Origin of the sequence: Desulfomarina profundi, from assembly GCF_019703855.1 — a bacterium.
GTDB classification, from domain to species: domain Bacteria; phylum Desulfobacterota; class Desulfobulbia; order Desulfobulbales; family Desulfocapsaceae; genus Desulfomarina; species Desulfomarina profundi.
On record NZ_AP024086.1, the window covers coordinates 3,084,730 to 3,106,912 of the forward strand.

General features: G+C 45.5%; 19 protein-coding genes. 14 read left to right on the forward strand and 5 right to left on the reverse strand.

All coding sequences use genetic code 11. The features are described 5' to 3' along the window. The first annotated feature begins 183 nt into the window (after nt 1–183). Complete coding sequence (locus tag LO777_RS14215; protein ID WP_228854539.1) at nt 184–1,065, forward strand: GntR family transcriptional regulator; 882 nt, start codon at nt 184–186, stop codon at nt 1,063–1,065. Continuing rightward, nucleotides 1,062–1,970 (forward strand): hypothetical protein, encoded by a 909-nt coding sequence (locus LO777_RS14220; RefSeq protein WP_228854540.1) that lies wholly within the window; start codon nt 1,062–1,064, stop codon nt 1,968–1,970. The genes LO777_RS14215 and LO777_RS14220 overlap by 4 nt, the downstream gene beginning before the upstream one ends. Before the next feature lie 101 nt (nt 1,971–2,071). Here the strand turns inward: LO777_RS14220 and LO777_RS14225 are convergent, their stop codons facing one another. After that, nucleotides 2,072–3,766 (reverse strand): methyl-accepting chemotaxis protein, encoded by a 1,695-nt coding sequence (locus LO777_RS14225; RefSeq protein WP_228854541.1) that lies wholly within the window; start codon nt 3,764–3,766, stop codon nt 2,072–2,074. A gap of 477 nt (nt 3,767–4,243) precedes the next feature. On the opposite strand from LO777_RS14225, the gene LO777_RS14230 reads away from it, so the two are divergent. The 7 genes from LO777_RS14230 (at nt 4,244) to LO777_RS14260 (ending at nt 12,396) form a co-directional block, all read left to right on the forward strand. Then, nucleotides 4,244–5,386, forward strand: a complete 1,143-nt coding sequence (locus LO777_RS14230; RefSeq protein WP_228854542.1) for a cytochrome ubiquinol oxidase subunit I — start codon at nt 4,244–4,246, stop codon at nt 5,384–5,386. Between the two features lie 8 nt (nt 5,387–5,394). After that, the gene (locus LO777_RS14235) at nt 5,395–5,778 is read left to right on the forward strand and encodes a c-type cytochrome (RefSeq protein WP_228854543.1); all 384 of its coding nucleotides are present in this window, start codon (nt 5,395–5,397) and stop codon (nt 5,776–5,778) included. Beyond that, a complete protein-coding gene (locus tag LO777_RS14240) occupies nt 5,741–6,610 on the forward strand; it encodes a hypothetical protein (protein WP_228854544.1) in 870 nt (289 codons plus the stop codon). The genes LO777_RS14235 and LO777_RS14240 overlap by 38 nt, the downstream gene beginning before the upstream one ends. An 11-nt stretch (nt 6,611–6,621) precedes the next feature. Continuing rightward, nucleotides 6,622–6,840, forward strand: coding sequence for a hypothetical protein (locus LO777_RS14245; RefSeq protein ID WP_228854545.1), 219 nt, complete (start codon nt 6,622–6,624; stop codon nt 6,838–6,840). Between the two features lie 287 nt (nt 6,841–7,127). After that, complete coding sequence (locus LO777_RS14250) at nt 7,128–10,151, forward strand: PAS domain S-box protein (RefSeq protein WP_228854546.1); 3,024 nt, start codon at nt 7,128–7,130, stop codon at nt 10,149–10,151. Between the two features lie 233 nt (nt 10,152–10,384). After that, nucleotides 10,385–12,097 (forward strand): methyl-accepting chemotaxis protein, encoded by a 1,713-nt coding sequence (locus LO777_RS14255; RefSeq protein WP_228854547.1) that lies wholly within the window; start codon nt 10,385–10,387, stop codon nt 12,095–12,097. Further along, entirely contained in the window at nt 12,094–12,396 is a 303-nt protein-coding gene (locus LO777_RS14260; RefSeq protein WP_228857390.1) for a PilZ domain-containing protein, read from the forward strand. Before LO777_RS14255 ends, LO777_RS14260 begins: the two co-directional genes overlap by 4 nt. Before the next feature lie 28 nt (nt 12,397–12,424). Here the strand turns inward: LO777_RS14260 and LO777_RS14265 are convergent, their stop codons facing one another. The 4 genes from LO777_RS14265 to LO777_RS14280 all read right to left on the reverse strand — a co-directional run bounded on the left by LO777_RS14265 (nt 12,425) and on the right by LO777_RS14280 (nt 15,088). After that, complete coding sequence (locus LO777_RS14265) at nt 12,425–12,799, reverse strand: hypothetical protein (protein ID WP_228854548.1); 375 nt, start codon at nt 12,797–12,799, stop codon at nt 12,425–12,427. A 134-nt stretch (nt 12,800–12,933) separates the two neighbouring features. Beyond that, nucleotides 12,934–14,577, reverse strand: coding sequence for a putative sulfate exporter family transporter (locus LO777_RS14270; RefSeq protein WP_228854549.1), 1,644 nt, complete (start codon nt 14,575–14,577; stop codon nt 12,934–12,936). Further along, the gene (locus LO777_RS14275; protein ID WP_228854550.1) at nt 14,478–14,885 is read right to left on the reverse strand and encodes a DUF5395 family protein; all 408 of its coding nucleotides are present in this window, start codon (nt 14,883–14,885) and stop codon (nt 14,478–14,480) included. Before LO777_RS14275 ends, LO777_RS14270 begins: the two co-directional genes overlap by 100 nt. Before the next feature lie 14 nt (nt 14,886–14,899). Next, nucleotides 14,900–15,088, reverse strand: coding sequence for a hypothetical protein (locus tag LO777_RS14280; RefSeq protein WP_228854551.1), 189 nt, complete (start codon nt 15,086–15,088; stop codon nt 14,900–14,902). A gap of 560 nt (nt 15,089–15,648) precedes the next feature. On the opposite strand from LO777_RS14280, the gene LO777_RS14285 reads away from it, so the two are divergent. From LO777_RS14285 to LO777_RS14305, 5 genes are read left to right on the forward strand one after another with little or no spacing between them, the layout of a single operon-like run. Beyond that, the gene (locus tag LO777_RS14285; protein ID WP_228854552.1) at nt 15,649–17,610 is read left to right on the forward strand and encodes a proton-conducting transporter transmembrane domain-containing protein; all 1,962 of its coding nucleotides are present in this window, start codon (nt 15,649–15,651) and stop codon (nt 17,608–17,610) included. Nucleotides 17,611–17,631: 21 nt separating this feature from the next. Next, complete coding sequence (locus tag LO777_RS14290; protein WP_228854553.1) at nt 17,632–18,549, forward strand: respiratory chain complex I subunit 1 family protein; 918 nt, start codon at nt 17,632–17,634, stop codon at nt 18,547–18,549. Further along, the gene (locus LO777_RS14295) at nt 18,546–19,199 is read left to right on the forward strand and encodes a hydrogenase (RefSeq protein ID WP_228854554.1); all 654 of its coding nucleotides are present in this window, start codon (nt 18,546–18,548) and stop codon (nt 19,197–19,199) included. The genes LO777_RS14290 and LO777_RS14295 overlap by 4 nt, the downstream gene beginning before the upstream one ends. 5 nt (nt 19,200–19,204) lie before the next feature. Then, nucleotides 19,205–20,653, forward strand: coding sequence for a proton-conducting transporter transmembrane domain-containing protein (locus LO777_RS14300; RefSeq protein ID WP_228854555.1), 1,449 nt, complete (start codon nt 19,205–19,207; stop codon nt 20,651–20,653). Beyond that, nucleotides 20,646–22,157 carry a hydrogenase large subunit gene (locus LO777_RS14305; protein WP_228854556.1) on the forward strand — a complete coding sequence of 504 codons (1,512 nt, stop codon included), beginning with the start codon at nt 20,646–20,648 and terminating at the stop codon, nt 22,155–22,157. The genes LO777_RS14300 and LO777_RS14305 overlap by 8 nt, the downstream gene beginning before the upstream one ends. Nucleotides 22,158–22,183 lie beyond the last annotated feature (26 nt).

The following is a 22,183-nucleotide window of genomic DNA, read 5'->3' on the forward strand; positions in this document are numbered from 1 at the left end:
GAATCCGTGATGGTTTTGTGTTTTTATATTAAGCACTCTGCTGAAAACACGGTGAATATATTTAATAAAGTTGATTCAAAAAACACTTGCCGGTTCAAAAAGAATTTGAATGCACAATTTTCATCGATTTTGACCGCAGGTTAACTTCATAAAGCAGGCACATCTCCAATCTGGCTGAGTTTCATGGATAATCAGATAAAAAACTCGGAAAAAGCTGTAATCGACTCAAGGAAAATATTGACGGCCCGGATACCACTGATTATTAATGGTTTACCTTCTGTTTTTCAAACTGCGACAATTAAATTTCAACAACCGGCCAGACAAATTGTCTTGTCGTGGAACAATATAGAGGAAAACCTTCAAATGGATCAGAAACTCAATGTAACATCTTTAAGCAAACAGGTTTATGACTATCTCCACGAACAGATGAACAAAGGAGCAGTTCTGCCCGGATCAACTATCAATATTGCCAAATTTGCCAAACAACTGGGTATAAGTAAAACACCTCTCCGTGACGCACTCATCCATTTGGAATTTGAAGGTTTTGTCACAATTCTTCCACGTCGAGGTGTCCAGGTCAACCAGTTGACACTCAAAGATGTAAAAAACGCTTACGCTCTGATTGGAGCTCTTGAATCTGCAATTGTATACCAGTGTTTTGAGGAGTTCACTGCAGAACACATTTCCCGACTGGAAGAACTCAATGCAAAAATGCTGGAACTGATCAAGGCAAATAATTTTGAGTGCTATTTCAAATCTAATCTCGCTTTTCACAATGTTTTCATAGATCTGTCCGACAATGAACTGATAAAAAAAACAATCCTTCCTGCCAAAAAACGCCTCTATGAATTTCCAACAAAAATTTATATAAGCGAATGGGAAGAACGAAACTGCGCGGAACATCAACAACTTATTGATTGTATCAAGGAAGGAGACAGGAATGGTGCAGCCTCGGTTCTCCGTGATGTTCACTGGTCTTACGATGCCCAGGAAGAGTATATTATCCGGTTTCACGCCATGCGTGGAGAAGAAATCGACCAGGAATACGCAAACAGAGATAAATGACTTTTATCTCCATTCTCTTAATCTCAATCTCTGTTTTTGCCCATGTCCTGTGGAATCTTCTGAGTAAACAGCAAAACCCTACCGGTGCTTTTTTTCTTCTGGCTACAACCGCAGCCGTGCTGTGTCTTCTCCCGGGATTTTGGATTTTCCGGGAAGGCTTTATTCAGATATCTCCCCTGGTATGGTTTTTTGTCTTTATTACCGGCTTGTTCCAGGCTATTTATTATATTGGTCTGGCAGCGGCTTATCGACAAGGTGATATGTCACTGGCCTATCCATTGGTACGTGCAATCCCCGTTTTATTAATAACAATCTGCAATTTTATCTTCGGAAGAGGTGAACAGATCGGAGAAGCAGGCCTTGCAGGTATCCTGATAGTGGCTTTCGGCTGCCTTATTTTACCCATGCAGGAATTCAACAGTCTCAGCATACGAAACTACCTGTCAAAATGCTACCTTTTCTCTGTTTTTGCGGCCATTGGTACCTGTGGATACACCCTGGTTGATGACGAAGCCCTTCGACAGCTCAGACATACACTGCAACACGCTTTCAGCACCACGCAAATAACCCTTTTTTATATTCTCCTGCAGACGTTCAGTACATGGATAGCCCTGCTGCTCTTTGTCTCGGTCAGTAAAACTGAACGTCGACAACTGCAGAAGGTCTGGTTCCAGGCCAGAAGACAGGCTGTAATGTCGGGGATAATTATCACCTCCGCGTACGGCCTGGTCCTTGCTTCAATGGCCTATGTGTCCAATGTCAGTTATGTAGCTGCCTTCCGTCAGCTCTCTATTCCCCTGGGAGCCGTAATTGCCATTTTTGCATTTAAAGAACCAGCCCAGATTCCAAAACTCACCGGAATTTCAATTGTTTTCGGCGGACTGATTCTCGTTGCTCTCGGTTAATTCAATTGAACTGTATTTCATTTGTTTAAATAAAATTCGTAATGCTACATGTATTTTTACGGTATTGTAAAATATTTACCTCCGTAAAAAATGAACCATCTTCATCTTTTATCGTCGACACGGAAGTTTGTACTTATTGCTCTCAATTCCTCGGCCAATTTTGACAATTCCTGGATACTCAATCGAACTTGCCCGCTGGCCTCAGTCATTTCACCCGCTTCACTATTTACTTTCAGGATATCCTGAGCAATTTCACCGGACACACTGGAACTCTGAGCAACATTTTCAGTTACCTCCTGCAATCCCAAAGTTGCCTGGTTCATGTTATTAGAAATCTCCTCAGTTGTTGCCGACTGTTCTTCCACTGCAGCAGCAATCGTGGAGACGATACCATTGATCTCCTTAATGACCGAGGAAATTTGACTAATCTGATCCACTGTTCCCTGGGTTGACTCCTGTATACTATTGATTCTGTATCGAATTTCTCCAGTTGCCTCTGCTGTCTGTTTGGCGAGATCCTTTATTTCGTTAGCTACAACAGCAAATCCTTTTCCAGCCTCACCAGCACGGGCGGCTTCAATAGTTGCATTAAGTGCCAGCAAATTAGTCTGATCAGATATTTCTGTTATAGTTTCCGTTACCTTACCTACTTCAGTAGCCGCATCCCCTAATTTTCCAACCTTTTCGGAGGCATCTTCCACATCACCCACTGCAGTAGAGGTTATTTGGTTAGCTTTGGCAGTATTTTGAGCGATCTCGCTAATAGCACTTGTCAACTCATCGGTAGAAGTAGCAACGATACTGACATTAGTTACGGCTTCCTCAGTAGCAGCTGCAACTGTGTTCATATTTGCACTCATTTCCTCTGCAGCAGTAGCTACAGTTTCAGCTCTAGCCGTAGTTTGCTCTGCACCAGATGCCATCTGCTCAGAAATCGTCGTCAACTCGGTAGCTGAGGAAGCCAGAGTTTCAACCCCAGTCGTGATGTCACCGATCATACTTCCAACATTTTCAACGATCCTATCCATCGAAGCAGCAAGCTGCCCAGCCTCATCTTTTCTATCCATACCGATCTTAATTGTAAAGTCACCCTCAGCCAACTTATCAGCAAAGGATGCACATTGGATAATGGGCTTTTTTACGGAAGAAGTGAGAAAAAAGCTGATGATCATGCTTAGAAACACTCCTAAACCTACACCGACAATATTAGATGTTTGTGCAGATTTTGTAATCTGCACACTGCTCACCGCCATTTCATTGAGCCGTTTGGTTGCCTTCTCGGTCATTACATTGCAGAGTTTTATGATTTCATCTCCGGTTTCTTCCGCTTGAGTCAGCACAGTTTTATCTTGTTTTTTACGTAAGTTGCGATAGGTCGTTTCATAATTGTCCAACAGTTGGACAAATCTCTCGATTGGGTCTTGTTGTTTTTTAAGTTCTGGATGGTTACCAATCAAGTTTATTAAAGTGGCAAGATTTTTTTTTACAATCTTCAGATGATTTAAACCATCCTGCATGTACTGCATTTTTTCCTCGGTACCATAAAGTAAGAAACGAGTCCGAACTGTGGTAAAGTTATTGGTAAGTTGATTTAGATTTGATACTACGGGGATGAAAATTTCACTTTGATCCAACGCATTATCTTCGATCCTCGAATTGGCAAAACCATTTGACAAGGCAAGAATTATCATCACGGCAATAATTAAAATAAAGCCAGTGCTAAGCTTATATACAAGTTTCAAATTTTGCATCTGATTTACTCCAGAAAATAGTTGCACAACAATATCAGGATACACAATTAACTCCCTATTACTGCCAGATAACATATCGGAATATTTTTGTGAAATGCCAATATTGTAACTTAGTTAATTTAAAAAACTATTTCAAGTTGCGATCCATAACCTTCATTTTGACCTGGAATATAATTTGAATACGAATCCTCCTAAAAAAATTGTGTTAAAACATCTCAATAAATATCATCAGCTTCTTGAAGTTCTTCCCTGTGGTACTAACAAAGGTGTACTTGAAGTAATTGTAAGCTAAGCTATCATCAATCGAATGCTGACGGTAGACCTTTTCTTGACAGAATGTGGGGCAGAAGTGGTCCCTTTTCTTTGGACCTTTTCAAACATTATCACAAAGAATGAAAAAATGTCAAATTAACAAAAACTTCTTCAACATTTGCAAATCATAACAAATTTAAGGTATCATTTTCCTGGTACTTTCAGATCCCACGAATAAAGTAACAAACTGGTTGAAAACAAGGAGGAAATATGAATTATCCGATCTGGTATCTACCGGAAACCGGCGGAGGGTTTCTCATAGCCCTGATTGCCATCCTGCATGTTTTTGTGTCGCATTTTGCCGTTGGAGGCGGTCTTTATCTCATTTACTGCGAAAAAAAAGGACTGGCTGAAAACAGTCAGAAAATTCTTGATTTCACCAAACGACATGCCCGTTTTTTCCTGCTGGTAACCATGGTTTTCGGCTCAATCACAGGGGTTGGTATCTGGTTTATTATTGCCCTTGTCAGTCCAGCGGGCGCCTCACTCCTGGTTCACAATTTCGTGTTCGGCTGGGCAGCGGAGTGGGTGTTCTTCACTGTGGAGATTGCCGCCGCCTTCGTTTACTACTACATGTTTGAAAAAATGGATTCTAAAACCCACCTGCAGGTGGGATGGTTATATTTTATCAGCGCATGGATATCCCTTCTGCTCATCAACGGCATAATCGGTGTCATGCTCACACCCGGTGCCTGGGCGGAAAACCATAATTTCTGGACAGGTTTTTTCAACCCTTCTTTCTGGCCTTCTCTCTTTTTCCGTACATTTATTGCCATCCTGATCGCCGGCTGTTACGGTTACCTGTCCAGTGCGTTCACCAGTGACAGGGAGGTACATGCGGCCATGACCCGCTTTTCCGGTAAATGGGCCCTGGCCGCCCTGATCGGCGCTGTCCCCAGTGGCATCTGGTATCTTTCGGTGCTGCCGGTCCCGGCAAAAGATCTGGTCATGGGAAAATCACCGACCATTGCCTGGGTATTGCAGTGGGGCCTGGTGGCTGTCATTCTCCTCCTGATAATCACTCTTGTCGCCGGCATCCTTCGCCCCGCCTGGAACCTGAAAGCCGTCTCCATGGTCTCCATGGTCTGCGGTCTACTGATAATCGGCTCTTTTGAATGGACAAGAGAGGCTGCCCGTCGTCCCTATGTCATCAACGAGGTGATGTACTCCAATTCCATCCTCAAAAAAGATATGGATAGACTTAACAGTGACGGTTATCTGAAATCCGCTCTATGGATACGCAACAGAGAACTGTCAGACAGCAACAGAGTTGAGGCGGGCAGGGAACTTTATATCCACCAGTGCTATCCATGCCACACCCTGGGGGAAGTAATAACGATCTTATCAAACTGACCGAAAACATGAGTTATTCGGCCCTTACCAAGTATCTTGGAAAAATCCATAAGCTGCGCTATTTCATGCCTCCGTTTGCAGGTACACAGGAGGAACAACAGGCCCTGGCAGCCTTTATCGCAGGGGAACTTCACGGCAAAGATATTTCCAATACCATCCAGGTTGCAGACAGTCCTCTAGCCAGAGGCAGGCTGCTCTTTGAAGATAACTGTTCCGCCTGCCATGAACCCGATGATCTGGCCTCCGCCTTTGAAGAGGAAGATGTCAACTCGCTTGCCTCCCTTCTTCTCAACCTTGATGAAATCTCTGATGAAATGACACCATTTGACGGTACGGAAAAAGAACGATCCGAACTTGCTGAATATCTGGACAGTCTCCAAGGAGGTCAATAATGGAAAACCTGCTTATCCCACATACAGATACAATACCGGCAGCCTGGGGCTGGTTCCAGTTCCTGCTGCTCCTTACCTTTCCGCTGCACCTTCTCACTATGAATGCTATGCTGGGGGGCTGATTCTGGGAGTAATACAGCATTTCAAAGGAGGTGAAATCCGATTGCGTCTTGCCCATCGGATAGCCATTGTACTGCCGCTGATTATCGCTACAACAGTCAATCTCGGGGTTGCTCCCTTTCTCTTTGCCCAGGTTCTCTACGGTCAATTTCTCTATACCAGCTCTGTTCTCATGGGTTTCGTATGGATACTCGTTATCCCGGTACTCATTGTCGCCTACTATGGAGCATACCTGTACGATTTCCGCTTTGTGCAGCTTGGCCGGGCTGGAATATGGATCGGTACGCTTGTCTCCTTTCTTTTACTGGCTATCGGATGGGCTTTTTCCAACAATATGCTTCTCATGCTTCTTCCCGGGACATATGCAGGCTACTTTGATCATATGAACGGCACCCTTCTGGCAACAGGCTATGTGAATTTCCTCCCGAGATATCTCCATATGATGCTGGGAAGCATTGCCATCGGGGATTGTTCGTTGCCCTGCTCGGTCGGTTCAAAGCTGACCAGAATCCGGAGCTGGCCAGTCATGCCCTGCATTATGGCATGCGAAGTTTTCTCATCTGCACCATTATCAATACCCTGGCAGGAACCTGGTACCTTTTCTCTCTTCCAGTGGATGTCATGCGCCTCTTTCTTGGCGGACAGACAGGCCCGACAGTTGTTTTTATTCTCTGCCTGCTTCTGGTTTCAGGAGTCATTTATGGTGCAGTAAAGGAAAAACTGATGCCGACACTGTCCGGGGCTGTTATCCTGGTCATACTGATGACCTTTATCCGCTCATGGGTCCGTTCCGGTTTTCTATCAGACTGGTTCACCCTGGACCAACTGCAACTTGCACCACAATACTCATCAATGTACTTCTTCTTTGTCACCCTGGCAGTGGGTATCATCTGCCTGACCTGGCTTCTGCAGAAAACAGTTTCAGTCCTTAATCGACTGTAAAAACGGAATATTCTCACATTTTTTCAATATGTTCCCTGGAGAAACAATTCTCCAGGGAACATATTGAAATCGAGTGAAAAACAATAAAAATCATTGGCCTTGACTTTCATTTCCCTTTCACCGAAAATAATATAATTCTTCATTGTATAACCTGTATTTCTCATCAATTCAGGCGGCGTCATCTTACCAGGACATTATACAATAAAGAATTTCCCTGGCGACGCTCCCCGGGCATCATTGCAACCGACAGCACGTGCAATCCTTTTTTACTGAATTTCCAAAAAGATATGCAGGCATATACAATCAAAAACAAAATAGCCATCATCAGCATTCTTGCCTGCTGCCTCTATTCATTTTTCATTGGACTGTGCTTTTATTTCGATACCGTTCAGGAAAAAAAAAACACCATGGAGGTGGCACGTAATAGAGCATTGACTGTTTACAAAAAAGACCTGGCCTTTCGCTCATGGGCTGCGGAACATGGCGGTGTATATATTTTTCAGAATGACACAAACTCTCCTCATGCCCATCTGAAGACCACCCCGGAGCGAGAATTCCTCACCCCTTCCGGCAAGAAACTGATCCTCGTCAATCCCGCATCCATTCTTCAACAGGTCTCTGAAAATTTCAATAAGCTTAACAGGAAAAATGACCAGCTTCCAAGCTTGAAAATCTTTAACCGCAACACGGCGACTGACGGATGGGAAAAAAAGGCCACAGCACAGCTGTCCGCAGGCAGTCAGGAGGTGTTCCAAACTGCATTATCCCGAAACAATCCTGTATTGCGATTAATAAAACCAATCAGGCTCCGAAAAAACTGTCTGCGTTGCCACGGCCCGGACGGATACAAAGAAGGAGATACAAAAAGTATTGTATCAATCACTGTACCGTTACAGCCATTCCTCGAGAAGGAGCGAGAAAATATCAAATTTCTCTTTCTCCTGCATTTTTCTTTCTGGATAGTTGGTGTCGCCTTCATACTGGCAGCATTCTTCTGGGGAAGACGCAGGATTGTTGAGCGAATCCATTCAAGAGAAGCGCTGTTGAAAAGTGAAAACGATTTTCGTTCGATTTTCAACAACTCTCCCATGGCAATGGTAATCATGGACAATAACGGGGAAATGCTTTCCTTCAACCATCGTTTTTCCATACTGTTTGGTTTTGGAAAAAACGATATCAGGTCCATGACGGAGTGGTGGGAGAAACTCTTTCCGGAACAGGAATACCGAAATAAAGTAAAAAAGTGGTGGTCCGAAAGTGTTGTCAGCTCGCGAAATGATGAGAAGACAGTGGAAACAAGTGCATGGACAACGACCAGGAAAAACGGGGATACTCTCACCATCGAATTCAGCCTGGTTCCCCTGACGGATATGTCAGTAATTACCCTGAACGATATTTCCACTCAGAAACAGGCCAAGGAAGCCCTGCAGATAAACGAAGAACGATTCAAAGATGCCCAGAAGCTTGCCCATGTCGGCCACTGGGAATTCGACCTGAGAACAAAAGAGCTTATCTGCTCTGAAGAAATATTCAACATTTTTGAAATGAAACCGGAGCAGTTTAAAAATTCTTTCAGACCATTTCTCAAAAGGGTCCATCCGGAAGACAGGAAAAATGTTTTCAAAGCCTATTCAAATCTTGAACCCGCTAAAGCCCCCCGTGAGATAAGCCACCGTCTTCTTCTCTCCAATGGACGGATCAAATTCATCCAGGCAATTTTCCGCACAAAGCACGATGACACCGGTACTCCCGTCTGTATACGAGGTACTGTCCAGGATATCACTGCCCGCAAAGAAGAGGAAACACTGCGAATTCGACTGCAGACAGCCATCGAGCACACGGCAGAAAGCATTGTCATAACAGATAAAAACGGTACAATTCAATATGTTAATCCAAGATTTGAAAAGATCACCGGTTACTCGAGAAAAGAGGCCATCGGCAAAAACCCACGTGTTCTCAGAAGTGGCAGACATAACCGGGAATTCTACAGAGATATGTGGAAAACCCTGTTTGAGGGCAAGGTGTGGAAAGGTCATTTTATCAACAGGAAAAAAGACAACAGTCTCTACGAAGAAGAGGCAACTATTTCTCCAATATTCAATTCCGATGGAAACATTACTGCTTTTGTTGCTGTAAAGAGGGATGTTACCGAACAACTCAGGCTGGAAAAACAGCTGCGACAAACTCAAAAAATGGAAGCTATCGGTACTCTTGCCGGCGGTATTGCCCATGATTTCAACAACATTCTGGCAGCTATCCTCGGTTATGCTGAAATGGCCAGAGAAGATTGTCCGCCTGATTCAACCATCGCCGATGACCTGGACAAAGTACTTACAGCCGGTCATCGGGCCCGTGATCTGGTGCAGCAGATTCTGGCTTTCAGTCGTCAGACAGACACAGAACGTATCCTCTTTTCCCCGGAAGCAATTGTGAAAGAGGCCATAAAAATTCTTCGACCTTCAATTCCAACAACTATTGATATTCACCAGGATATTGAACCGGATATCGGCTCCATCCACGCCGACCCCACCCAGTTCAACCAGATCCTTATGAATCTCTGTACAAACGCCTACCATGTTATGGAGAAAGATGGCGGGATACTGACAATATCTCTTAAAAGAATGACTCTTGAGGCGAAAGGTCCCTATCATGGTTTTGAAATCAAGAGCGGACAGTTTATCCAGCTGACAGTGCAGGATACCGGCCCGGGAATCCCCAGGGAACTGAAAGAAAAGATTTTTGAGCCTTATTTTACCACAAAAAACATCGGTCAGGGAACCGGGATGGGCCTTGCGATAGTTCACGGTATTGTCAAAAGCCTGGAAGGACTCATTGAAGTGGAAAGTCCCTCCGAAGGTGGTGCAGCTTTCCATATATACCTGCCGGTTTTCCAGGAAAAAGCCGTTTCAGAAAACCCTGTTACAAGCAGGAGCTTTGCGGGCCATGAAAAAATACTGCTGGTTGATGATGAGGAAATGCTGGTCAACATGGGAAAAGACATGCTTGAAAGACTGGGGTACTCTGTCACTGTAAAACAAGACGGCAGGCAGGCCCTGGAGGCATTTAGAAAGCATCCCGATCAATTTGACATCGTCATTACCGACCAAACCATGCCGGGCATGACAGGATTAAACCTCTCACGGGAAATTCTCGCAATCAGACCAGACATACCTGTCATCCTCTGCTCCGGCTACAGCTCCATAATTTCAGAAGACAAGGCTAACGCCATCGGCATCAGGAAATACATAATGAAACCCATCACTCAGCAAACCATTACCAGGCTCATCAGAGAAATTCTGGATAACAGATAACTTCTTTTTTCCTGTTATTTTAATAAGTAACCCAAACCGGCCCATTGAAACCACTGTGAAAATCTGTCAACAGGACGAGTTCGCCTGATCTTATGAGAAATGCGGGTTCGTGCCCTGTCATACAAATACCTTGACTATCACCCCCATTTCCATACAATTAAGTATGTGCTGAAGCTGCAATGCACCGGATTTTTTCTCTTTCCACTGTTAAAAACAACATTACTGATAATATCATGACGACAATTTTTTTTGCACGGCTATTGAAACTGGACAGACTTGATCTCGAAAAGAAACTTCGTCGCATTATAGTTATTTTCCTGGCTATCATTTCCCTCATTGTACTGTACACTTCCGTCACCCTTTTTCAGCAGAAGAATGACGGACTGGTAATCAATATCGCCGGACGTCAGAGAATGCTCAGTCAGAAATACACCAAGGAAATCTTTCTGGCACTCCATGGGGCCATACAGGAACAGAAGCCATTGGACCTCAGTAACGCCGCCGCTTCACAGCGATTGTTCGAACTTTCCCTCAGTGCTCTTATTCATGGAGGAAAAACCTACAGTGACCCCAAAATGACCAGAGAAATTACCCTTCCGGGAACATCTTCAAAAACGATCAGGGTCAAACTGAAGGAAGTGGAAGGATTATGGAAAAATCTGGTGAGCCGGGTGGAAGCCATACATACGAAAACAGTTGATATAAAACAATTGAATGCACTGAATAAACTCAGCGTTAAGGTTCTGGTGGAGATGAACAGAGGCGTGGGTATGATCGCATCTGCTGCTGACAGGAAAGTTTTTGTCCTCCAGGTCGCCCAGATTGTCATGTGGTTGCTGGCAATCACTCTATCAATTCCCCTTGCCCGCCTTATTCTCCAGGCAATAACGTCACCAATCAACGAAATGCTGGCCACTACCAGAAGGATATCGGACGGCGATCTTCAGGCCTACGATATCGTTCACCACAGCCGGGATGAACTTGGTACCCTGAGTGAAAATATCAACCTGATGAGGGAAAAACTCAGTACAATTATCAATACAATGCAGCAGAATGGAAGACAGATGACCCATTCCTCCACCCAGATTGCCCGGGTATCAAAAGAGATTTCCCACTCTGTAGCCAAAGAAGAACAAAGTACAGATCAGATTCGGAAGGCCACCGAGGATTTACAGCACATTTCCACCCTGGTCAATAATATCGTCAACCAGACTGTGGACAGTGTGGAAGAAACGGAGACTCATGCCAGGAACGGGAGTGAGGTCATCCGACAGAATATCCAGGACCTTATTGACACGGTTGAAAGTGTCAACGCCACATCCAGACAGATGGAGCAACTGAGTAACGCCACGGGACAGATCTACAATATTATCGAATCCATTGAAAATATAGCTGATCAAACCAATCTCCTTGCTCTCAACGCTACCATTGAGGCAGCACGTGCCGGAGAAGCGGGCAAAGGATTTGCTGTAGTGGCCAATGAAATCAAGGATCTTGCTAAACAGACTGCTGAAAGTACCACGGAAATAACAACCCTGCTTAATGCTTTTAGGGACCAGGTGGGTGAAGCCGGACAGAGTATGGAGCAGGTGGTCAACCAGGTCAACCACTCAAGGGAACAGTCAAGGCAGACAATTGAGGCCTTTGAAACCGTCAATGAAAGCATTAACGACACCCTCTCAAGAACCCGGAAAATCAATGAATATAACGAAAAACAGCAAAATCAGCTTGCAGAACTGGAAAATCGCTTCTCAAACCTCTTTGAAGTATTGAAAGATAATAATCTGAAGGCCGACACAACAACCCTGGTGGCAGCCGAACTGTCTTCAGCGGCAGACAGACTGCAGAAGACATTGCAGAATTTTTCAACCAACAGAGAGTCTGCCCCCCCAGACAGGCAGGAGAAAAACGGAATTTCCCAAGAATCGATAATTCAATTAGAATAACAGTACAACAGGAAGGGCAGGATATTGAAGGAGTTACACAGAATCTCAGCCTCTCCGGCATGAAGCTGAGATGCAGGCGCCTGCTTGCCTTAAACACGATAATACCGACAAACCTGTTTCTCCCGACAACAGACAATGGCAAAGAAGAGATAGTGCAGGTTAAGATCAGGCTTCTCCACAAGACCCGGGAAGAAAAAGATTACCTGTACGGAGCCGAATTCGTTGATCTGACAACAGCACAACAGCAGAAAATCACGAAAGTTTTTGACTTTTATCAGAAACCGTATTTTTTTACATGAAAAATGTCACTCAAAAACACATAACCGATTACAGAGTAAAACCTCTTTTTCTCAGGTCACTCATGGAAAGATCATTATTCTCAAGCAGGTGCATTATTTTCTGTCGAGGGCCGATATTTGAGAGAAAGAGCAAACCTATCAGAAGAAGAAAAAAAAGAGTACTGAAGGTACCGTCACCCCACAGTGTTGAAAAAGCGAGGGGAATGAAAAGCACTCCCATATACAGCATCCTCTCATAAGCCGTTTTCAACAATAATCTTAATGTGGCAAAATCCTCCTCAGTCAGTTCCGGAAGGCGGGAATGATCCAGGAGAGAAAGAGTTCTTCGTCGAACCCGAAAGAGATACATGATTGAAGCTCCGGTCAGAAAATAGAGAAGAGCCGTCAGTATATCAGCAGACATAAGCATCCATTAAACCCTGAAAGGATGTCCTTCCAGTCGGGATTCCGCCCAGGTGGAAGAACATCCTTCGTTACTCTGTTGTACCCAAAAGGCGTAAAAGACAGCACCTTTGGGCCCAGCTATACCGGTTCATCTCAGTTGACAATAACCCCTGCCATGTTCGGAATCTGCATTCCATGATGGAACAGATAGGCAATAATGACCGCAACTGGAATGATAAAAAGAAAGAGGGAGACAAAATAGACCCAGACCATTTTGCCGAACTGTGCTTCCGCCAGTTTTTTGAAATCGGTTATTATGCCGAGGCTCATGAAAGTCAGCATGAAAAAGAGTTTTCTCATACCTTTTTCAACGGCAACAGCACCCACCTTGGCATTTTTGAGAACTGCCAGTCCTTCGGGGGTGGAGCCTGACTGTCCGGGGCCAAAAAAGATACCGAGATAGATCCACCAGGCAGCAAAATAGCCCAATACAAACTTGGGAAACCGGAACCAGACTTCCGAGAACGGTACCCGATCTCCCTCATGTTTCTCAATCTTGTAGACCCAGAACAGAGCAAGGACAAACGCCCAGAGTCCGATAAACATATCGATCCAGATTTTAGTCATGACTGCACTGGTGGTAATAACCCCGGGCATCCAGACAATTTTGCCACCACTCTCCTTTTCAACCTTTGCACGCATGAACTCATCAAGCAGTTCACCGGCTGCAGCATCGGCGCCGTCGGTTTTCACAGCCATACCCATTGCTGACCCGGCGACAATGGGATCACTGGTTCCCGGCCACACATGGGTAAAGACTCCCGGTAAAATAACCAGTTCAATAACAGCATAGACAACGACAAGGGCAGAAACCATAATGGAAACTATGGGCCTGGCCCGCACGGCGCCACCCGTCGCTACAGCTGCTGAAACACCGCAGATGGAGATGGCCGAGCCAAGCACTGCCGCTGTTTTACGTGGCAATTTGAAGATGAGCCGGGAAATCGTATAGACACCCGGCCAGAAAATCAGGTAAGCCACAACCGTTGCGGCTGCACCGGCCACAAAAAGTTCAAAGGTAAGATGGGCCATCTGCTGGCCAATCTCCGCCCCCTTCGCCCCCAGCTTCGAACCGGTCAGAACAGCCTTGATGGGCAGATAACCAACCTTGACCCCAAGAAAAACAATGGCGGTCTTGATATACCATTCTGGTTTGGCCGCTTCACTGAGATAACGTGCAAGAGGTTTAAAAAAATTACCTATAAGGAGTCCCACCACAAGAGCCAGAATAAAGGAAGCACCGCCGCCGAGGGAAAGGGTGAAGGTACCCGCCGGAAAATGGCTTTTTTTCAGGTCAACAGCCGATGCAGCGAAAAAGGCATTATGACCGATAAACCAGACTGCATAGGTCAAAAAGAAAATGATTGTCCAGCCAACCACAAAACGCTTTATATCCCACTTCTGGAAATAAGCTCCAATAGTAGTGGCAATAGTAAAAACAATATAAGTAACAAAAATGGAGCCGATCGGCCCAAGTGACTTGTAAGCTGCCTTGGCGGTGAGACTGTATTTCCCGCCAAGGGCGTAAAACGATTTGTCAATCGTGACTATTTTCTTTGCAATTGCGCCATCGGGCATGGAGGCGACCCAGATTTTCGGATAGGATATCCATCCAACCAGGTCGACACCCGAAAGCGTCAGAAGACCGAGAATAAAAAAGGCAAGACCCAGCCAGACTGCCCACCAGTCCTCTGTTGTGGCCATGCCGGAATACCAGTATCGTTGCGTTTTAGCCATATCTTTCCTCCTCTATGCCTGATAGCGAAGGGGATCTCAAGGATACGGTTGAAATAATGATTCATATAGGGCCGCATCCACATGGGAATCACCTCGTTGTCAAAACTCATAAACACATCCAGTGACTGTCCATGTTTGAGATCTTTTCCCAGAATACTGTCAAGCTTGCGATCAAGTTCATTTAATGACGGCGCGCTCAGGCTGATGGAGCTGTTGGAAACCGTCCAGTTTCTGCCATCATGATGAAGAATCATTTCAATTACTTCTTTCTGATCTTTCCCGTTGTTATGAAAGAATGAAAAAGCCATCGTCCCACCCTCCATCAGTGAAAAATTGATGTCGGCACCAGGATCAATCCGATAATCAGTGCAACAAATGCGCAGGCAAGAGAACCGAGAACCAGCTTGGTTTCAATGGGCTCCCATGGTTCAGCCCCTTCAAGAACACTGGATGTATCCAGCTCTTCTCCGGACAGGGAACCGGAAGTATTATCATTTAATTTTTCTGACATAATGGCCTCCTTTTCTGGTTTTCGAACAAACCTGTACCCCACGCACAGGTTTCGTATATAAACGGCAGACTGGGAAGACGAAAGCATGGCTGGGCCAAATGGCTCAACCGCAAAAAAACGAATTAAAAATCCAACTGCGACAAAACGATCTTCGACAGCGGAATTTTCAGATAGCGAAATGAAACAATAAGGGAGAACGAGATATCTTTGAGTCATTTTCAATTCACCATGGCTTTTGGACTGCCTGATCGGCATGAAAAGAAAATCCAGCACTCAATTACGTACCTGTTACCGCCACTATACACCATTTTTAAAAAAATGGCTTGCTACAATGTGGTTATTGCTGATGCAAGGTTTTGTACTGCTCTCCTTTCGAGACTCAGCACGGGTGCTGAACTGGTTTTTTATCCCGAAATCGTTTTTCCTTGTCACATTGCAGCTTTTGCCGTATTTTCGACAAATTATTCTTTTTTCCAGATAACTATACTTCTTGCCGATTAATCGACCATGACAACTGAAACAGATACAACGAATCACATACCAAAATGGAACCTGTGCAAATGAACGCTTTTTCCCTCTCTTTTATTATTATTTTTGCAGCAGGTATAATGCCCTTCCTGACCTTACGATGGTTTTCTGCAAGCAGATATATTTATTCAGGACTGACCACGATTGGCTGTATAGCCGGGCTCTGGTCTCTCATCAACTCCACTGCCGGGTCTGCTCAGACTGAATGGTCATGGATATGGCTCCATTCCCTTACTCTGACATTCTCCCTTGATTCCCTCAGCAGCTATTTTCTGCTACCGGTTTTCCTGGTTTGTCCCCTGGCTGCCATTTACAGCTTCGGCTATTTCGATCAACAGGAAAAGGGCCTGCGAAACAGCGTCAGTTTCTTCTTTACAAATATTCTCATTCTTTCCATGACACTGGTAATCACTGCCGGCAACCTGATCACGTTTGCCCTGTCCTGGGAACTCATGTCCCTGTCATCTTATTTCCTGGTAATGTATGATTATTCAAAGGAGAATACAAGAAAAGCCGGTTACCTCTATTTTATCTTTGCCCAGACTGGGGCCCTCTTCATTTTCGCTTCCTTCGGTATCATTTTCAGCCATACAGGGCACCTGCTGTTTAGCGGCGCTGCAGCACTGCCGGATCAGGCAAAACAACTCGTGTTCTTTCTTGCATTTATTGGATTCGCCTCAAAAGCCGGGGTCTTCCCTTTTCATGTCTGGCTCCCCCATGCCCACCCGGCTGCTCCCAGCCACATATCGGCCATCATGTCTGGAGTGATGATCAAAATGGGTATTTACGGTATTTTCAGAATGTACTTTGCCCTGGGAAGCACTGATCTTCTCCAAGGACAGACAATCCTTTTTTTCGGTATGATTTCAGCTATTCTAGGCGTAGTGTATGCCCTTGGAAAACATAATCTCAAAAGACTCCTGGCCTACCATAGTGTGGAAAATATCGGCATTATTCTCATGGGCATGGGACTTGGTATGATCGGCATGGGCCACCAAAACGCAATAATGGCGGGTTTCGGTTTCGGCGGAGCTCTTCTGCACGTTCTCAATCATTCTCTTTTCAAATCTCTTCTCTTTTTTGGGGCCGGGAACGTCATCAAAGAAACGGGAACCGCCCATATTGATGAAATGGGTGGCCTGATGAAAAAAATGACCATAACCGGTAAATCATTTCTAACAGGTTCAGTTTCCATCTCCGGCCTGCCACCGTTCAACGGCTTTATCAGCGAGTTTCTCATCTATTTTGCCGCCTTCCAGGGGTTACAGTACGGGCACAGTTCACTGCTGTCCTCTATTCTCGCCATTATATCCCTGGCAGTCACGGGTGGTCTGGCCTCATTCTGTTTCACTAAGGTGGTCGGCATTGTCTTTCTGGGAGAACCACGGACAAATGGTGCCGCAGTAGCCATGGAAAAAAGCAGGGCCATGACCTTGCCCATGATTATTCCGGCGATCTGCTGTCTGATGATAGGGATTTTTCCACAAATCTTTATCAATGCTGCCTTCGCCGCTCTTGCGGATTTACCGGGAATTACCGCAGTCAACCCGAAACTGGTGGACACAGTGGGAGCAGATCTTGCCCTTGCTTCCCGACTCTTTCTGTTCCTTTTTACCACAGTGATGCTCTGTAGAAAGCTCCTGTACAGGAAAAAAGAAATCACTCAGAGCTCCACCTGGGGATGTGGCTTTACAAGACCTTCTACCAGAATCCAGTACACAGGTACATCCTATGCCAGAAGCGTAATCGATTTTTTTCGCCCCTTTGTCCTTGTTCATGAGACTGCCGTCCTGCTGGATAAGATATTTCCCGGTCGAATCCACTATAAAAATCATACGGAAGATATCGCAGAAGTCGGTCTTACCAAAGGATTTTCAGAACCTCTTCTTGCTCTCCTGAAAAAACTCCGCTGGATTCAGCACGGCAATGTTCAGCTCTATATCGGCTATATCATCTCCACCGTTCTTGTCCTGCTCCTGATCCTGTTCACATAGTTGCTGAAAAAAGGAATACGTATGGAATCGATACTTTCACTCATCCTGGCCCTGCTGTCAGCCCCTCTTTTTCCGGGGGTGATCCTCAAGGTTAAAGCCTTTTTTGCCGGGAAAAAAGGACCACCTCTCCTGATCAAATACTACACTCTTATAAAACTGTTGAGAAAGGGCTCGGTGTACAGTAGCAGTACCAGTTTTGTTTTCAAACTTGGTCCCCTGGTCTCCCTTGCCGGAGCACTCATGGTTCTCCTCTTCTTTCCGATAGCTGCCATCAAGCCGGTTTTCTCCTTTCACGGAGATGTCATTGCTCTCTTTTACGTTATGGCGACGGGTCGCTTTTTTACCATTGCCGCCGCCCTCGACACAGCTTCTCCATTCCAGGGAATGGGTGCAGCCCGGGAAGCCTTTTTCGGCACACTTGCGGAAGCCTCCATTTTTGCGATTCTCATCCTCTTTTACCGAATGAATGGAGGCCTGGCATTCTCTGAGTATTTTACGGGGACAATGGTGATAAGCCTGACCAGCCCCACCGGTTCTCTTCTGCTGCTTGTAATTGTTTCTCTGTTCATGATTCTGCTCACTGAAAACTCCCGAGTACCGGTAGATGATCCGGCAACCCACCTGGAACTGACAATGATTCATGAGGTCATGATTCTTGATCACAGCGGACCTGACCTGGCCCTTATTGAGCTCGGTTCATTTTATAAACTCTTTTTCTATGCCGCATTTATCACCCTTATTATTATTCCATTCAATCCCGCTGAGGGCCTTTTCAACCTGCCGCTTTTTTACACTGTTCTCACCGTTATATATGCGGCAATCGGCCTTATGGAATCAATAATGGCAAGATACAAAATGAACCGTGTTCCAAAATTCATCCTCACCTCCTGTACTCTTGTTTTCTTTGCCGCAATTCTGACAATGGGATTTGTACAATGACAAATATCAATGACATAATTCTGGTCCTGATTCTTCTTTCCGTCTTGCTCTCCCTGGCTTCGAACAGACTGATCACACTGGTAAAGGTTATGGCACTCCAGGGCATTTTAGTCTCCCTGCAACCTCTCCTTCTGGATCACCACTCCAACATGGGGAGCGGTGGAGTGATTTTTTTCCAGATCATGCTTTTGATCAAAGGCATCCTGATTCCCGGTCTTCTTTTTGTTGCCCTGAAACGAATTTCCATCAAAAGGGAAATCGAACCTATAATCGGTTATCACGCATCACTTCTTGCCGGATTACTCATTATTCTGCTCTCCGTTTTTATCACAGACAAACTGCAATCTTCCATTCCCCGGGGACATGAACTCATTCTTACAACAGCCATTGCGACCATGTCCGCAGGGTTTTTCCTGATGATGAGCCGAAGAAAAGCCATTACCCAGGTCATCGGCTACCTGATGCTGGAAAACGGTATCTATCTTGTGGGAACCGCGCTCACCAGGCACTCCCACACGATATACGTTGTCGAATTCGGTGTACTCCTTGATCTGCTGGTTGGTGTGATGATCATGGGAATCATCCTCCATGATATCAATCATGCCTATGATGATATTGATACCGATCTTCTCAACCGCCTGAAGGATTGACACCCATGCTGGAACTTATATTTTTGCTGCCCTTACTGACCGGGATAATTTCCCTTTTTCTCCCTCTGAACATCGGTCGTCCCATGCTGCTCATTGTTGCCCTGCTCCATGTACAACTGAGCATAATGGGCTGGCTTGGAAAACTGCCGGTTTACAACGCCGATTTCTTTTCTCCGCAACCGGCGGGTATGCTGGTGTTGCTTGTAACTTCCTTTATTTTCTTCTGGATCTCGCTCTATACCGTACGGTACATAAAAGAAACCGGAATGGAAAACAAGCCGGTATTCCTCGGGTGCATGCTGCTTTTCCTTGGCACCATGAGTATGGTGACCCTTGCGGATCATCCAATTGTCCTGTGGATAGCCATTGAGGCAACAACCCTGGTAAGTGCCCCTCTTATATTCCTGCACCGTTCCAAAGAAGCCCTTGAAGCGACCTGGAAATATGTTCTCATCTGCTCCGTCGGCATTGCCCTTGCCCTTCTGGGCTGTTTTTTCATCACTCTTTCCATCGATATTGCCGATGTAGATATTCCCCTTACTTTTGCCTCACTCAACCAGGTCGCAGGTCAACTTGACCCCATATGGCTGAAAGCTGGTTTTATTTTTATTCTGATAGGATTCGGCACAAAAATGGGCCTGGCCCCTCTACACACCTGGCTTCCTGACGCACACAGTCAGGCCCCCAGTTCCGCCTCCGCCCTGCTCTCCGGAGCCCTTTTAAATTGTGCATTTCTCGGCATCTACAAGACCCACACATTAATGGTACTGGCAGGACTCGGTGACTTTTCAGGAAAACTGCTTGTGGGCTTCGGTCTTATTTCCATGTTGGTTGCCGGTATTTTTATCATGAGACAATCTGACTACAAAAGAATGCTCGCCTACTCGTCCATCGAAAACATGGGTGTGATTGCTTTTGGTGTGGGAATAGGCGGTTTTGCTCTGTATGGGGCAATTCTCCACATGATCCACCATTCTCTTATAAAATCATCTCTTTTCTTATCTGCCGGTAACATCATGCGTGGGTTCGGAAGCAAAGCAGTAAAGGAAGTGGGTGGTCTCATCAAATACCTGCCCAAAACATTTCTCTCATTTTTTGCCGGTTTTATAGGGATTGCCGGGCTGCCACCTTTTGGTCTTTTTCTCAGCGAACTGTTCATTCTTATCGGAACCTTTCAGGCACACAAACCTGTTGCTGCATTTCTCTTCGGCTTCAGCCTCCTCCTGGTCATCGCAGGAGCAGCAAAAATTGTCATGAAGATGTCCTTTTCAGATAAACCGGCATGGCAGAACCCAATGACTCAGCCACAACAGAGAAATGAAACATTCATGCGAACATTTCCTCCTTATGTCCTGCTTCTTGCGTCCCTTGTTCTCTGTATCTGGATGCCGGACAGGCTGTATACAACGATTGCCAACACTATCCAAATCATCGGAGGAACAATAAATGGCTAATCTCCTGCAGATCCACAACGGAGAAGTTGTCAAACGATCAGCAATTCCCCTGCTGTCTTTTCCAGAGTTTGCCGAAGTGCTGACTGATTTTATCAATAGAAACGGTTTTATTGTTCAATTTTTCGCCTATCCTCAAAACAGAGAGAACCGTCTGCTTGCAGTATTACGGAATAAACAACTTTATATCACCAGTTGTACGGTAAAAGAGTCTTTTGATTCTCTTACAGCCTCAGCCAGTGAAAAATTTCACATGTTTGAGCGGGAAATAGCCGAACAGTACGGTATTACACCCAAAAACCATCCCTGGCTGAAAATGGTCCGCTACCACGCCAATTATCGAAATGTTCCCGATGTGTTCGGCAATGATTATGCAGTAGATATTCCAGGTGAATATCCCTACTACGAGGTGGAAGGAGACGGTATTCACGAAGTCGCAGTAGGTCCGGTCCACGCCGGCATTATAGAACCCGGCCACTTCCGTTTCCAGTGTGCAGGTGAAGAAGTCTTCTCCCTGGAAATCCAGCACGGTTACCAGCACCGGGGAATTGAGAAACTGCTGACCAGGGTTCCCCTGAAACGGTTACCCATCATTTGTGAAGGTATCGCTGGAGATACCAGTATCGGTCACAACCTCTGCTGCTGTCAGGCGCTGGAAGCCCTGGGCAACCTGTCCGTTTCCCCGGAGGCAACTATCGTACGGACCATGGCCCTGGAACTGGAAAGAATAGCCAATCACATCGGTGACCTCGGAGCCCTCAGCGGAGATGTGGCCTTTAATCCACCGGCAGCCTATTTTGGTCGTATCAGGGGAGAATTTCTGAACCTGTTGCTGATCCTTTGTGGCAACAGGTTCGGAAAAAGCCTGATCCTTCCCGGCGGAATTTCAAAAAGTATGAACCGGGAACAGTCAGGAATAATTAAAAACAAGCTGAGAGAACTGGAACCGGAAATCAGACATGTCTGTGACCTTCTTTTCTCAGCCCATACTGTCCAGGCCAGATTTGAACAGACCGGAACCGTATCGAGAGAAATTGCTGCCAGACTCGGCCTTGTTGGATACAGTGGCAAGGCATCCGGCCTTGACTACGACGCACGTGTCTTTTTCCCCACAGAGAGTTACTTTTCCCTGGAGGGATACAGAAATGAAATTACTAACGGTGATGTCAACAGCCGTGCCTGGGTTCGCAGGGAAGAAATCATGCACTCAATACATCTGATAAATACCCTGCTCAAAAGATCAGAAGAACTCTGCCCAAAGACAACTATGACCAAAATCTCCCTGGAACCCGATGCATGCATTGTCACAATCAATGAAGGCTGGCGGGGTGAAATATCCCACTGCCTGCTTACAGATAATTCCAGGAAAATAGAGCGATATAAAATCAAAGACCCCTCCTTCCATAACTGGACAGGGCTGGCCATGTCACTCCGAAACCAGGAAATATCAGATTTTCCCCTCTGCAATAAGAGTTTTAATCTCTCTTACTGCGGTTTTGACCTGTAGAGCAATACCATCTCTGCAACAGTTCC